Here is a 14,311-nt window from a genome sequence, read left to right on the forward strand (position 1 = left end):
GATGTGTGAATCATCCCGGCCCCTTTTTCTCTGCCCGGTGCTCCCCTTTTTCGCCGCTCTCACAGGCTGGGAGCAGATCCATTGCGGTTACGATGACCATTTTCGGGGCGGGATGCGCGGGCTTTCGCTAGGCTGGTAGTATCGGGTACAGTCCACCCGCCATTGCAGGCGATAGGTACCGTTCAGAGAGGAGCCCCCATGTCCGAGTCAGCAGCGTCCGAATCAGTAGCACCCGAATCAGCAGCATCCGCGCCTGCGATGAGCGACACCTACCGGCACTTTACGCGCCTCTTCCCCTACCCGCACGAGCGTATTGCGGTGGGCACTGCGGCTACTGATGCCATGGCCCGTTACGATGAGCTGGCTAAGCTGGGACATGCGGAGGGGTTCGCCCCCTTCTTCCTGAACCTGAATGATACGGTGCTTGAAAGCATGGTCATTGCGGTGTCCCTTGAGCACGACATCATTGACGATGTTGAGACGCTGACCCCGGAGCAGGTGAGTGCCTACACTCGTGCTGTTCTGCAGCGTTACCGTACCGCCCGGGGTGGCGCCTCCGCCGAAGAGTATGGCAGCGCCGCCATTGCCCAACAGCTGCGCAGGGTTGTCGATGACGGCGAAGATACTAACGAGGACAACTCGGACGAGTTCAACCTCAATGAGTTTGTTGACGAGTTTATGAGCTCCGATTTTCTGCCCAATGAGGAGCCTGAAGATGAGGCCCCGACTCTTTCTGCTCTGCTCTGCTACGAGCTCCTGGATGAGGAGGAGCAAGGCGAGATGCTCCTGTTGCAGATTCCGACCGATGACCCCGCCGACATTCCCGCGTACTTGCCCTTTGGCGGCTGGAATGACTGCCCGGACGCTGAAACGCAGCTGGCGTTCACCCACTATTGGCGTGAAAAGTATGGTGCAATCCCGGCGGCTCTTGACGGTGCTAATTGTCTGGAATTTCTGGTGGAACGCCCCGTGGCAGACCCGCTGGAGGCGAAGAAGGTGGCGGTCGAGCAATTCGCGTTCTGTTCGGATCTTCCGTTCCAGGTGTTTGAGGATTTTGAGCCGCTGACGGAGTTTATTCACCAGAGCCGCCAGTGGTATTTCTGGTGGGATTAGGGGTCGGCTCAGAAATCAGCTGAGAGTCGGGTTCAGACGCTGGGTGAAGGCGAGCGTCGACACATCTAAATAACGCCTCCTACATGCTCACACCAGCGTGCACAAGCGCACAGTGTCCCGCAGTACTTACACATCGTGTGCGGCTGTACTATTAGATACAGCTCAACAGCTTTTGTCCCCCATCCGGAGCAATTGTTCCGGATATATAAAGCCCGAAAGGACATCATGAAGGTACTCGTTACCGGCGGCGCCGGCTACATCGGCTCCCACACTGTACTTGAACTGCTCAAGGCAGGTCACGACGTCGTCGTCATGGATAACCTCGCAAACTCTTCCGAGGAGTCCCTCAAGCGTGTCGCTGAACTCGCTGGCCGCGCCCCCGAGTTCCATAAGGTTGACCTGCTCGACTTTGAAGGCATGAAGGCTCTCTTTAAGCATGTTCGCCCCGACGCTGTGATTCACTTTGCGGGTCTGAAGGCTGTGGGTGAGTCCGCAGAGAAGCCGCTGTGGTACTACCAGACCAATGTGGCTGGCACCCTGAACCTGCTGTACGCAATGGATGAGGCTGACTGCTACTCCATCGTGTTCTCCTCCTCCGCTACCGTGTACGGCGAGCCGGAGTCCATGCCTCTGATTGAGAAGATGAACATGGATGCGCAGTCCTGCTACGGCCGCACCAAGGAGCACATCGAGGATATGCTGGTCGACCTGGCTACTTCTGACCCCAAGTGGAACATTGCTCTGCTACGTTACTTCAACCCCGTTGGTGCGCACGAGTCCGGCCGTATTGGGGAGGACCCGGCTGGTATCCCGAACAACCTGGTGCCCTTCATCGCGCAGGTTGCTGTGGGTCGCCGCGAGCACCTGAACGTCTTCGGTAACGACTACCCGACCGTTGACGGTACCGGCGTGCGTGATTACATTCACGTGGTTGACCTGGCTGACGGCCACTTGAAGGCGCTGAACTACATTACTGAGCACTGCGGCCTGCACACCTGGAACCTGGGTACCGGTAACGGCTACTCGGTTCTGCAGGTTCTGCACGCGTTCGAGGAGGCGTGCGGTAAGGAGCTGCCGTACAAGATTGTGGATCGTCGCCCCGGTGACGTTGCGGTCTCTTACGCTGATCCTTCCTCTGCTCTGGCGGATCTGGGTTGGAGCGCTAGCCGCGACATTAAGACCATGGTTCGCGACCACTGGAACTGGCAGAAGAACAACCCCAACGGTTACGAGGCCTAAGCTGTTTTAGCCCCTTGTGAGGGGTGTTGAAGAGTGCCCGATAGGTGTTATCTCACCTGTCGGGCACTCTTGTGCGCTTTTTTCGAAATTTTTGCCAGCTTGTGACGCATACCCTGGAAACAGTTGACAAGTCGTGGGAGAAAACGGAAAGGTGAAGCATTCCCCCTAGTCAGAGCCCTTTACATAGATGAGGTGTTTTTCACCCATATTTTTACGTCAAAAATACTATAACTATGCATTAGGGCTTAAAAATTCACATAACTTACACAGTAAAGCGAATATTTTACACACACGTTACCTGATGAGGCGTAATCTAAAATCTCAGCATATACACAACCCACATCATAGATGCACCTCACATGAAAGGGTTCATGATGTCCGCACAGACAACTCCCGTAGAGCAAAAAAACCTCATCGAAATTGCTGATGTCAACAAATACTACGGCACCAATCATGTTCTGAAAAACATCAACCTTTCCGTAGGCAAGGGCGAAGTTGTCATCCTTCTCGGCCCCTCTGGTTCCGGCAAGTCAACTCTCTGCCGAACCATTAACCGCCTCGAAACTATCACCGGCGGATCCATCACGATTGATGGCGAAGAGCTCCCCGCAGAAGGCCGAGCCCTCGCGAGGCTCCGCGCCGAAGTAGGTATGGTTTTCCAGTCCTACAACCTTTTCGCGCACAAGACCATTCTTGATAACGTCACCCTTGGACCTCGCCGAATCCGCAAAATGTCCAAGTCAGACGCAGAAGCAGAAGCTATGAAGCTACTCGCAAAGGTTGGTGTGGATTCCCAGGCACATAAAATGCCCGCAGAGCTTTCCGGTGGTCAGCAACAGCGCGTCGCTATCGCCCGCGCCCTCGCTATGAAGCCCAAGGTCATGCTCTTTGACGAACCCACCAGTGCACTTGACCCCGAAATGGTCAACGAAGTGCTCGACACCATGGTCTCCCTCGCAAAGGAAGGCATGACCATGATTGTTGTAACCCACGAAATGGGCTTTGCCCGTAAGGCGGCAGACCGCATCGTCTTCCTTGCCGACGGCGAGATAATCGAAGAAGCACACCCGGACGAGTTCTTTACTAACCCGAAGAGCGAGCGCGCCAAGGACTTCCTCTCCAAGATCATCAACCACTAAAGCGGAGGGCCCGACATGCAAAAATATTCACGCAAGCTCGCAGCACTCGCCGCGGCATCATCCCTCGCTCTAACCGGCGTCCTCACCGGATGTTCCAGCGCAGACAGCGGCAATAAGATCCGCATCGGCATTAAAGTAGACCAGCCCGGCCTCGGTTATCAGGACGGCAACACCTACACCGGCTTCGACGTGGAGGTAGCGCGCTACGTCGCCGGTAAGCTTGGATACTCCGAAAGCCAGATTGAATTCGTCGAGTCTCCAGCGTCTAACCGCGAAAATATGCTCAATACCGGCCAGGTAGACATGATTTTTGCGACCTACTCTATCTCTGAGAGCCGCAAGAAGACCGTAGACTTCGCAGGTCCCTACTACACTGCCGGTCAGGATTTGCTGGTTCGTGTCGATAACAATGACATCCACGGACCGGATGATTTGAACGGAAAGAACCTCTGTTCTGTAACCGGTTCTACGAGCGCCAAAAAAGTCCAGGACAAATTCGCCAAGAATGTGAACCTGGTCAAGCAGAATAGCTACTCCGACTGTGTGGTTGCCCTCAATGGTGGCGTGGTAGATGCCGTCACCACCGACGACATTACCCTCGCCGGTCTAGCAGCAACCAAGGCAAACAAGGGCAAGCTAAAAGTGGTCGGCTCCCCCTTTACCGCTGAACGCTACGGTGTGGGTCTGCCCAAGGGGACCGACAAATGTGAAGCTGTGAATAATGCCATCAACGAAATGGTAGCTGACGGTACCTGGGAGAAACTCATCACCAAGTACACCGAAGACACCGGCTACCACTACAACACGGAAACCAACCCACCGCACCTGGGCACCTCCTGCGCCTAGGCCTCTAGAGAGGTTCACGAATGTCATTCTTTGACCAACTCGGCGCTCTCCTGTCCAAGTACGATGTGGTTGGCGCCTTCATGACCAATATTCAGCTGACTTTCTGGGCGGCTATTGGATCGTTCGTCCTCGGTACCGTGCTGGCGCTCATGCGCATCAGCCCCGTCCCGTCCCTGCGCTGGGCGGGCACCGCCTACGTACACACTGTCCGTAATACTCCGCTCACCATCATGATGACTTTCGCCATTCTGGGTGTATGGACGCAGTTCCAGCTCTCCTTCTCACACGATTTCGACACGAACTTCTTCGTGTACGCGGTCATTGCCCTGTCAATCTACCATTCAGCATTTATCTGCGAGGCAATCCGTTCGGGTGTAAACACCGTGCCGAAGGGTCAAGCAGAAGCAGCCCGCGCTATCGGCCTGGGTTTCTTCGATACCGCCCGCCTGGTGATTTTCCCTCAGGCTCTACGCGGTGCCATTACCCCGCTTGGTAATACCCTAATTGCGTTGACGAAGAACAGCACTGTCGCCTCGGTCGCGTCGGTGGCTGAAGCCTCCGGGCTAATGAAATCCATGATTGAGTTCGATGCGAACATGGTGCTCGCTATCTTTATTATGTTTGCGATAGGCTTCGTCATCATTGTTGTTCCCATTGGTGCATTGACCACCTGGTCATCCCGTAAGCTGGCGGTGAAGAGATGAAAAACCCCTTTATCAGTGATGAAACCCGCGCCACTTCTTCGGTGCTTTTCGACGAGCCAGGTCCTATTGCTCAGCGTCGTATCCGTATCTTCAACATTGCTGCGGTAGTCCTTTTTGCACTATTTGCGGTCTATGTGCTGACCGTTATGGGTCAGAAGGGGCAGCTGGAGGCAGAAAAATGGACTGATTTGTTCACCGCCCGCGCCTGGAGTTCCTACTACCTGCCGGGCCTTGCCTCAACCCTGTCGGCGGCAGCGGTTTCGGTGGTTACCTCGGTTGCGTTCGGTGTGGTCTTCGGTATTGCTCGACTATCCCAGTACCGCATTACCCGCTGGTTCGGCACCGTGGTCGTGGAATTCTTCCGCGCCGTGCCGGTGCTGATCATGATGATCTTCTTCTGGCTCTTTTTGGGCAAGTACAGCGGTCTTCCGCCTGCTCAGCTACCTTTCATCGCCGTGGTTGTTGGTCTGACCCTGTACAACGGTTCGGTGATCGCTGAGCTACTCCGTTCGGGCGTGAAGCAGCTTCCACGCGGCCAGGGTGAGGCGGGTCTTGCGATTGGTCTAACCCCGACCCAGACGCTGATTCGGATTCTCCTTCCTCAGGCTTTCACTGCAATGATGCCGTCGATGCTCAGCCAGTTCGTGGTGATTCTGAAGGACACCGCGCTCGGTTACATCATCTCCTACCCGGAGCTGCTGGCTTCAGCCCGACGCATCGGTTCCGGTGACGGCAACGTACTGCAGACCCTGATTCTGGCGGCGGCGATCTTCGTGACGGTGAACTTCGTGCTGACCGCGGTAGCAACCGGCATTACGGATCGCTTGGCTTCACGAACCTCAGCTAAAGTGACCCGTAACCTGATCCCGGATGCCTTGGACAACCCGAACCCGCCAACCGTCCAGATGTTCGTTCTGCCCGGCAGCCGCAAGTAGCTTCCTCCCCTCCCTATCGTCCCGGCTCCCCAGCCAACGACGATAAGCAGATACCGCAAAGCCCCCGCACTCCCCTTTCAGGAGGATGCGGGGGCTTTCTCTGTCTCTCGGGCTAGTTAGCTGCCGGGGCTACACAGCTACTGGAGCCGCACCGCTGCCCGGATTACAGAGCAGCAAAGCTACTGAGATACAGATGCCTTCAGACGCTCGGCAGCCTTCGCGACAGCCTCATCGGAGGCGGTCAGGGCGATACGTACGTAACCTTCGCCGTCCTCGCCATAGAACACACCGGGGCCAGCAATAATACCCAGCTCCGCCAGACGGCCAATTGAATCCCAGGTGGACTCACCGAAGGTGGTCCACAGGTACAGGCCCGCCTCAGAATTCTCGATGCAACCACCGGCGACAGTAATCGCCTCCTCCAACACCTCACGGCGGGCACGGTACAGGTCCTTCTGCGCCGCCACATGCGCCTCATCAGCCAGCGCCACCATCATGGCAGCCTGCACCGGGGCGGGCACAATCATGCCGGCGTGCTTGCGGCTATTAATCAGGTTCGGCATCAGCTCGGGGGCGCCGGCAATGAACGCGGCACGGTAACCGGCGAGGTTCGACTGCTTCGAAAGTGAATACACGGCGAACAGGCCAGTGAAGTCACCATCGCACACGCGAGGATCCAGGATGGACGGCACCGGCTGACCGCCGCACGCCTCATCCCAAGCACCCCAACCGAGCTCCGCGTAGCATTCATCAGATGCCACCACGGCACCAATTTCACGCGCCTGCGCCACAACCTCACGCAGCTGCTCCACGGTACGCACCACACCGTTCGGGTTCGCTGGTGAGTTCACCCAAATCAGCTTCACACGGCTACGGGTGTCAGCATCCAGCTCGTCCAGGCTGTCTGCGGGAACAGACTCGGCGCGAGCAAAACGGGCGCCCATATCGTAGGTGGGGTACGCAACGCGGGGATACACAACCACATCGCCCGGGCCCAGACCCAGCAGGAACGGCAGCCACGCAACGAGCTCCTTCGAACCAACCGTGGGCATAATAGCTTCCGGGTTCAGACCGGTCACGCCGCGACGGCGCGCAAACCATTCGGCGATAGCCTCACGCAGGGCGGGGGTGCCGTGGGTGGTCGGGTAGCCGGGTGCGTCGGAGGCTGCCGCCAGCGCCTCACGAATGGTCTGCGGGGTCGGGTCGACCGGGGTGCCGATGGACAGGTCCACCGGACCATCCGGGTGGGCGGCTGCGGTTGCGCGGTAGGGGGCGAGCGCCTCCCAGGGGTATTCGGGCAGGTTAAGGCCGTAAGTCATAGTGTCACCTGGTTGCTTGGGAATAGTTTTCGTCATTTTAGTCTAGCGTCCGGGCGCTGGCGTGCCTATAGCAAGAACCTCCATTCCAGCGCGTAGACGGTGTGTGGGCACCGGGTGCTAGATGGAGGCTCTTGGCACCCTATAGCGGGTGCGATCAGTCTATGCGGTTATAGCTATTATTCACCGCAGGTTATTATTCGCCACGAGGAGGCAGCGCCGCGATGAAGGGCACGTCCTTACCGGTAGGGCCGAGCTTTGCTGCGCCACCGGGGGAGCCCAGGTCATCGAAGAAGTCTGCGTTGGCGCTGATGTATTCGGTCCATTCTTCGGGGACGTCGTCTTCGTAGTAGATTGCTTCTACGGGGCAGACGGGTTCGCAGGCGCCACAGTCCACGCACTCATCCGGGTGGATGTACAGGGTGCGTTCGCCTTCGTAGATACAGTCGACGGGGCATTCTTCAACGCATGCGCGGTCTTTGACATCCACGCAGGGAAGCGCGATTACGTAGGTCATTGGTGTGCCTTTCTACAAGCTGTTCGCCCCGTGCCCGCCGTTCTGCGGGTCGTCTGCTGCAGGGCAGAATCTACAGAGTAAACCGCCGAGTAGTTGGTACCCGGCGGGGAAGTCTGTGTATAGTCTATCGCGCACCGGCTGTTTAACCGTATTTTCGTGGCGTATCAGACAGTGGTCTCATGGGTTTGTGGGGGTATTTTTTAGGCTAGGCTGACCTGGTATTTCTTTGCGTTATTGCTAGTCCGCAGGCTTTTAAAAATAGATTAAGCCAAAAATGAAATCTTCATCACATGAATTTTTTGATGAAGTCATCGCTATTTCCACCCCGCACAATTCACCGAATAACGCATATATTTTCTTTCCTATTGCCCTCTATCCGACGGGTTTAGAAGACAGCAGCGGTGTAGCACCCCAAAAACGTCAGACGGGTGTCCCGGCTAACCGGAACACCCCTCCCCTTAGATTATGACGTAGTGATAGGCTTCAGCCTACTTCTTGGCGCGAGCACGCTGATGCGCCGCACGCGGCGAGAAATACTGCGCGTCCTTCACGCGAGCGCGCGTGTACACGAGCATGCCAAGCATCGCCGCGACAGGGGCGCCGAACCACCACAGGGCACCGTACAGGCCAATCGCCGAATGGCCCGGATTCACCAGAACAAACGGCGAATCGGGACGACTGTAACCGAGCACGTACACGGTCACGAACACCGCAACAGCCACGACAGCCGCAGCGTAGCCGCGACGCAACGACAAGGCACACCACAGGGCAGTGAAGAAGACCGTCAGGTACGCGACCAGCAAGCCGAGGGGCAGGGCGGTTTCCCCCACGTATACAACCCAGGCGTGGTAGATCGACCCGGCAATACCAGCAAAAATACCCAGAATCGAGCCGGTCAGAACGCCCGCCACCAGACCAGCCTCCTGCGGCTTCGGGTGCACGGTCGCGGTCGGATTACCGTCGAGCACGCGGAAAGTCTCCACGGCAGAAATCTTCTGCGGCACCTTATTTGAGTACTCAAAAGTCTTCTCGTCCACGACCGTAATCTGGGTGCGGTGCGCCTCCATTGCCTTGCGCTTGGTGGTGCCGTCACCGTAAATAGCGGCCTGCAGGCGCTGATCATCCGCGTCAAACTCACCCTCAATACCCCAGGTAAGAATTGGGCGGTCCTCGTCGTCTTCAAGGATCTGCAGGGCACGGCGCACAATCTCGTACACGCGCACGTGGTCGGGGTGGCCGTAGCCACCGTCCGAATCGTAAGTAACCAGAACGTCCGGGGTGAGAGCACGGATAGCGGCAACCAAAGCCTGAGCCTGCGGTTCCAGCGGCTGGGCGGTCAACGACTCCTCCGCCGCTACCGGGTTAGCGACGGGTTTACCCTCCGGGCCCCACGCCATGCCGGAGTCACGGTACAGGGGTAGCGCACCCTCAGCGACAGCAGGCTCCTGGCCCAGGAAGAACTGCTTCCTCACGCCCAGAGCCTTAACAGCGCCGGCAAGCTCACCGGTACGGTACTCGCCCAGCGCCTCACCGTTATCACGGCAGCCGAGCTTACCGACCTCCAGGTGGTGCAGCTCCTCGGGGATGACCTCGCCCAGCTCACCGCGGGTAGCGGTCAGCAGGTACACCTCCGCACCCTTCTGTGCGTAGTACGCCATGGTCGCGCCGGTCGAGGAGGTTTCATCGTCCGGGTGCGCATGCACGAACAGGATGCGTGCCTTCTTCGCATCGTAGTTATTCGGCAGCAGGTCACGGCGCGAGCCGGGGGCGATGCGCTCACCCTGCGTGGGGTAGCTGGGGGTCGCAGAATCAGGCTGAGTGTTCTCGGTTTCAGACACAGGCTTTCCCTCTCATACGCAGGGTTGGGTTTCTTGGACGGTCAATAGGGCGCCGGCAATTTACATCGTTGGCGGCAGATGTTGAGCGGCGTACGGGTACCGCCACCTTGCAGGCGCATTATTTTTATCTTACACACTCGCATGTACAGCGCGAGGTGTTCGGGCTTCTCGGAAGGCGGTTTTTCGGCAGAAAGCAAAAGCACCGTCTCTCCTCTCCATTCTCCCCCGCCGTTATTTCCCAAACAGATCGTGGTGATTAAACAGAACCGCCGTTACCTCCTCTTCGGAAGGTAGCGGCGGCTCTTGGGTAACGACACGATTGAGCAACGACACCCGCTACAGCAGGTGAGTCGCTAACGCACTACTAACTCTCATAGTCGCGCTGTATTAATCGCTGGCGCTGTATTAGTCGTTCGCACGGGCGCGGCGGCGGAACTCGCGGACACGCTCGTTGGAATCCAGGATGACCTTACGGATACGAATTGCCTCGGGAGTCACCTCAACGCACTCGTCTTCGCGAGCGAATTCCAGGCTCTCTTCCAGGGTCAGCTTCTTCGGCGGGGTCAGGTTTTCGAAGTTATCCGCGGTCGAAGAACGCATGTTGGTCAGCTTCTTTTCCTTGGTGATGTTAACTTCCATGTCGTCTGCACGGGAGTTCATACCAACGATCATACCCTCGTACACCTCAGAGGTGGGCTCTACGAAGAAGGTGCCGCGCTCCTGCAGGTTAATCATCGCATAGGGGGTGACCACGCCGGCACGGTCAGCAATCAGCGAACCGTTGGTACGGTACTCAATGTCGCCAGCCCAAGGCTCGTGCTCAATCGAGTAGGAGGAAGAGATGCCGGCACCGCGGGTCTCAGTCAGGAACTGGGTGCGGAAACCAATCAGACCACGTGCGGGAACAGCGAACTCCATACGAACCCAGCCGGTACCGTGGTTCGCCATGTTCTCCATGCGGCCCTTACGTGCAGCCATCAGCTGGGTGACAGCACCCAGGTACTCCTCGGGCACGTCAATAATCATGTGCTCCATGGGCTCGTAGACCTTGCCGTCGATGGTCTTGGTCACCACCTGGGGCTTACCCACAGTCAGCTCGAATCCTTCGCGGCGCATCTGCTCCACGAGGATAGCCAGGGCGAGCTCGCCACGACCCTGAACTTCCCACGCGTCCGGACGCTGGGTGGGCAGAACCTTGATGGACACGTTACCGATTAGCTCGCGGTCCAGGCGGTCCTTCACCTGACGTGCGGTGACCTTTGCGCCCTTGACGCGGCCAGCCAGCGGGGAGGTGTTAATACCGATGGTCATGGAGATCGCGGGATCGTCCACCTTGATTAGCGGCAGGGGCTTGGGGTTTTCAGCGTCGGTGAGGGTTTCACCAATGGTGATGTCCTCGATACCAGCCACTGCGACAATCTCGCCGGGGCCAGCGGACTCTGCGGGAACGCGCTCGAGAGCCTTGGTTGCCAGCAGTTCGGAGATGCGGACGTTCTTGATTTCACCGTCGTGACGTGCCCACGCAACGGTCTGGCCCTTCTTCAGGGTGCCATTGAAGATACGGACCAGTGCCAGACGGCCCAGGAACGGGGAGGAGTCCAGGTTGGTCACGTGTGCCTGCAGAACCTCATCCGGGTTGTAGGTGGGGGCGGGTACGTGCTCGATGATGGTCTTGAACAGCGGCTCCAGGTCATCATTGTCGGGCAGCTGGCCGTCTGCGGGCTGGTTCAGGGATGCAGCGCCAGCCTTACCGGATGCGTACACCACCGGAACGTTCAGCACAGCGTCCAGGTCCAGGTCGGGAACTTCGTCCGCCAGGTCAGATGCCAGGCCGAGCAGCAGGTCCATGGACTCGCCAACGACCTCGTCAATACGGGAGTCGGGGCGGTCAACCTTGTTCACCACGAGGATCACGGGCAGCTTAGCAGCCAGTGCCTTACGCAGCACGAAGCGGGTCTGGGGCAGCGGGCCTTCGGATGCGTCCACGAGCAGCACAACGCCGTCAACCATGGACAGGCCACGCTCCACCTCGCCACCGAAGTCGGCGTGGCCGGGGGTGTCAATCACGTTAATGGTGATGGTCTCACCGTTGGCGGAAGGGCCGTTGTAGAACACGGTGGTGTTCTTCGCCAGAATGGTGATGCCCTTTTCCTTTTCGAGGTCGCCGGAGTCCATGACTCGGTCTTCAACATCTGCGTGGGCAGAGAAGGCGTGGGTCTGCTGCAGCATCGCGTCGACGATGGTGGTCTTACCGTGGTCAACGTGTGCCACGATAGCCACATTGCGAAGGTCGGGGCGCGAAGCGGTGTTTTCAGACATGCGTTAAGTTTCTCGCTTAAATCTAGGGGATAGTCTTGCCAACGGGTGCGTTCTAGACGGCACAGGAGGTCACAGGGCAGTGCCTACAGATAGGTATCTGGTGGTCGTTTGCCGGTTTGGGTATTTGCCGATGGACCCGCTCTGCGATGAGAACGTTTCCGGGCACGCCAAAACGGACCCCCTCCGTTGGGCTTAGCTACCAGTGTATCACTAGGGTTTTTCCGCGAGCCACTCATCAATCATGCGGCGAGCGACAGCGTTCGTGCCGGGCAACTCCAGTTTTGCGGGGTCGTCCTCGTCGCTGTTGCCGCGCTCCTCCGAAAGAGCAATTGCCTCACGCAGCTCAGCGGCGGTGAACCAGCGTGCGGCACGAATCTCGCCATCGTGGTGGATGATGGTTTCGTTCTCATCCACGTGCACCCGGTAGCAAATCATGAGCGAACGCGGGAAAGGCCACACATCGCTCATGCGGTACTCGGTGCTGAGGGCGTGCAAGCCGGTTTCTTCGTAGACTTCGCGGGCGATTGCCTCCTCGAGGTTTTCGCCAGGGTCAACGAAACCGGCGATGAGAGCGAAGCGGTTGGGGTGCCACTGGCGGTTATTCGCCAATAGCACGCGCTCGCCGTCACGGCTGGTCACCAGCGCCATCACGGCGGGTTCAATGCGGGGGAACACCATTTCGCCCGAGGCGGTGCGGCGGATTCCCTTGGAACCGAGGGGCGCCTCCTCACCGCTGTAGGCGGAGTAGCGCATGTCGATGAGGTAGTCGCGGCGTGCCAGGGCGGTGGCGTAGTGGGCACGACCTTCCGGGTCCTCGTGGACCGGGTAGTAGCGGAAGCCCCTGCTGGAGGCGCGCACCCGAGGGTTGTTCAGCTCGGTGGCAACCTGCGCGAGGGTTTTGTCCTCGCAGTAAATCACGTGCACCTCTGCCGTGCCATTCTTCTTCACGTCATCGCTGTAAGCGGCGGGACGGATTATGCTGTGCGCCAGGATAGCTTCCTCAGGCAGCAGTTCGGCAGAATCACTACCGGTCAGATAGTGCACGGTTCCCTCATCGTTGAGGAGGGTTTCCCCTTCGCGAGAAATGAGCAGGTAGCGCAATGCGCTCTCAGAAATAGTCTCATGCGTGTGTTCAGGTGAAGAAGTCATGGGGTTTACTCTACATCTTGATACTGCAAGGCACACAATGGCGTGCCAGGTTTCGATTTTTTCGCAGTATCGTCCTATCTCACCCTCGAAAGAGGTGACATAGGCACCCGAAAATAAGAGAATGGAACCATGACTACTTCTATTGACCCTACGACCACCTCCGCGTGGTCTGCTCTGTCCGCTCATCACAAGTCCCTCACTCCGAACCTGCGCGAATGGTTTGCCGCTGACCCGGAACGCGCGCAGAAGCTCAGCTTCACCGCCGACGAACTGCACGTCGACCTTTCCAAGAACCTGATTACCTCCGAAACCCTTGAACTGCTGGTCAAGCTCGCTGAAGAGGTCAAGCTGGAGCAGACTCGCGAGGCAATGTTCTCCGGCAAGCACATTAACGTCACCGAGGACCGCGCAGTACTGCACACCGCTCTGCGCCGCCCCGAGGGTTACACCCCGGCACTGACCGTTGACGGCCAGGACGTAGACGCAGACGTACACGCCGTACTGAAGAAGATTTACGCATTCGCTGAGCGCGTGCGCAACGGCCAGTGGACCGGCATCACCGGCAAGCGTATCGAGACCGTTGTGAACATCGGTATCGGTGGCTCCGACCTGGGCCCGGTCATGGTGTACGAGGCTCTCAAGCCCTACGCTGATGCAGGCATCACCGCACGCTTCATCTCCAACATTGACCCGACCGATGTGGCTGAGAAGGTCTCCGACCTAGATCCCGAGACCACCCTGTTCATCGTCGCATCTAAGACCTTCGGCACCCTCGAAACCCTAACCAACGCGCGCGTGGCACGCGAATGGCTGCTGTCCGCACTGGCTGAGGCTGACGCGCTGGAAGGTAAGGAAGCTTCCGAGGCTGTGGCTAAGCACTTCGTGGCTGTCTCCACCGCACTGGATAAGGTTGCAGCATTCGGCATTGACCCCGAGAACGCTTTCGGCTTCTGGGACTGGGTTGGCGGCCGCTACTCCGTAGACTCCGCTATCGGCACCTCCCTGGCTATCGTTTTCGGCCCGAAGGTTTTCACTGACTTCCTCGCGGGCTTCCACGCAATAGATGAGCACTTCCGCACCGCTCCCCTGGCTCAGAACGTGCCCGTTCTGATGGGTCTACTGAACATCTGGAATGTGAACTTCCTCGGCGCAGAGACCCACGCGGTTCTGCCCTACGACCAGTACCTGCACCGCTT

11 protein-coding genes and 1 pseudogene are annotated in these 14,311 nt (G+C 58.2%); 7 read left to right on the forward strand and 5 right to left on the reverse strand.

Going from position 1 to position 14,311, the window contains the following annotated elements; all coding sequences use genetic code 11:
• Positions 1-198 precede the first annotated feature (198 nt).
• The 6 genes from O3648_RS07655 to O3648_RS07680 all read left to right on the forward strand — a co-directional run bounded on the left by O3648_RS07655 (position 199) and on the right by O3648_RS07680 (position 5,976).
• The gene (locus tag O3648_RS07655) at positions 199-1,113 is read left to right on the forward strand and encodes a DUF4253 domain-containing protein (RefSeq protein WP_279791335.1); all 915 of its coding nucleotides are present in this window, start codon (positions 199-201) and stop codon (positions 1,111-1,113) included.
• Positions 1,114-1,338: 225 nt separating this feature from the next.
• Complete coding sequence (gene galE, locus O3648_RS07660; protein ID WP_371569428.1) at positions 1,339-2,352, forward strand: UDP-glucose 4-epimerase GalE; 1,014 nt, start codon at positions 1,339-1,341, stop codon at positions 2,350-2,352.
• 374 nt (positions 2,353-2,726) lie between these two features.
• Positions 2,727-3,491, forward strand: a complete 765-nt coding sequence (locus O3648_RS07665) for an amino acid ABC transporter ATP-binding protein (protein ID WP_279791343.1) — start codon at positions 2,727-2,729, stop codon at positions 3,489-3,491.
• A gap of 15 nt (positions 3,492-3,506) precedes the next feature.
• The gene (locus O3648_RS07670; RefSeq protein ID WP_279741111.1) at positions 3,507-4,337 is read left to right on the forward strand and encodes a glutamate ABC transporter substrate-binding protein; all 831 of its coding nucleotides are present in this window, start codon (positions 3,507-3,509) and stop codon (positions 4,335-4,337) included.
• Positions 4,338-4,357: 20 nt separating this feature from the next.
• On the forward strand, positions 4,358-5,041 hold the full coding sequence (locus tag O3648_RS07675) for an amino acid ABC transporter permease (RefSeq protein WP_279755127.1): 684 nt from the start codon (positions 4,358-4,360) through the stop codon (positions 5,039-5,041).
• Positions 5,038-5,976, forward strand: coding sequence for an amino acid ABC transporter permease (locus O3648_RS07680; RefSeq protein WP_279791333.1), 939 nt, complete (start codon positions 5,038-5,040; stop codon positions 5,974-5,976). Before O3648_RS07675 ends, O3648_RS07680 begins: the two co-directional genes overlap by 4 nt.
• Positions 5,977-6,155: 179 nt before the next feature.
• Here the strand turns inward: O3648_RS07680 and dapC are convergent, their stop codons facing one another.
• The 5 genes from dapC to O3648_RS07705 all read right to left on the reverse strand — a co-directional run bounded on the left by dapC (position 6,156) and on the right by O3648_RS07705 (position 13,115).
• The gene (dapC, locus tag O3648_RS07685) at positions 6,156-7,295 is read right to left on the reverse strand and encodes a succinyldiaminopimelate transaminase (protein WP_279791332.1); all 1,140 of its coding nucleotides are present in this window, start codon (positions 7,293-7,295) and stop codon (positions 6,156-6,158) included.
• Between the two features lie 193 nt (positions 7,296-7,488).
• Entirely contained in the window at positions 7,489-7,809 is a 321-nt protein-coding gene (gene fdxA, locus O3648_RS07690; RefSeq protein ID WP_279741121.1) for a ferredoxin, read from the reverse strand.
• Between the two features lie 488 nt (positions 7,810-8,297).
• Positions 8,298-9,647, reverse strand: a complete 1,350-nt coding sequence (locus tag O3648_RS07695) for a PIG-L family deacetylase (RefSeq protein ID WP_279741124.1) — start codon at positions 9,645-9,647, stop codon at positions 8,298-8,300.
• A gap of 405 nt (positions 9,648-10,052) precedes the next feature.
• Positions 10,053-11,966, reverse strand: a complete 1,914-nt coding sequence (typA, locus tag O3648_RS07700; protein WP_279741127.1) for a translational GTPase TypA — start codon at positions 11,964-11,966, stop codon at positions 10,053-10,055.
• A gap of 210 nt (positions 11,967-12,176) precedes the next feature.
• Positions 12,177-13,115, reverse strand: a complete 939-nt coding sequence (locus O3648_RS07705) for an NAD(+) diphosphatase (RefSeq protein ID WP_371569432.1) — start codon at positions 13,113-13,115, stop codon at positions 12,177-12,179.
• Between the two features lie 129 nt (positions 13,116-13,244).
• On the opposite strand from O3648_RS07705, the pseudogene O3648_RS07710 reads away from it, so the two are divergent.
• Positions 13,245-14,311, forward strand: a pseudogene (locus tag O3648_RS07710) (glucose-6-phosphate isomerase); the annotation flags it as partial.

It is taken from the genome of Rothia sp. 27098_8_161, assembly GCF_041432905.1.
In the GTDB taxonomy this organism is placed as follows: domain Bacteria; phylum Actinomycetota; class Actinomycetes; order Actinomycetales; family Micrococcaceae; genus Rothia.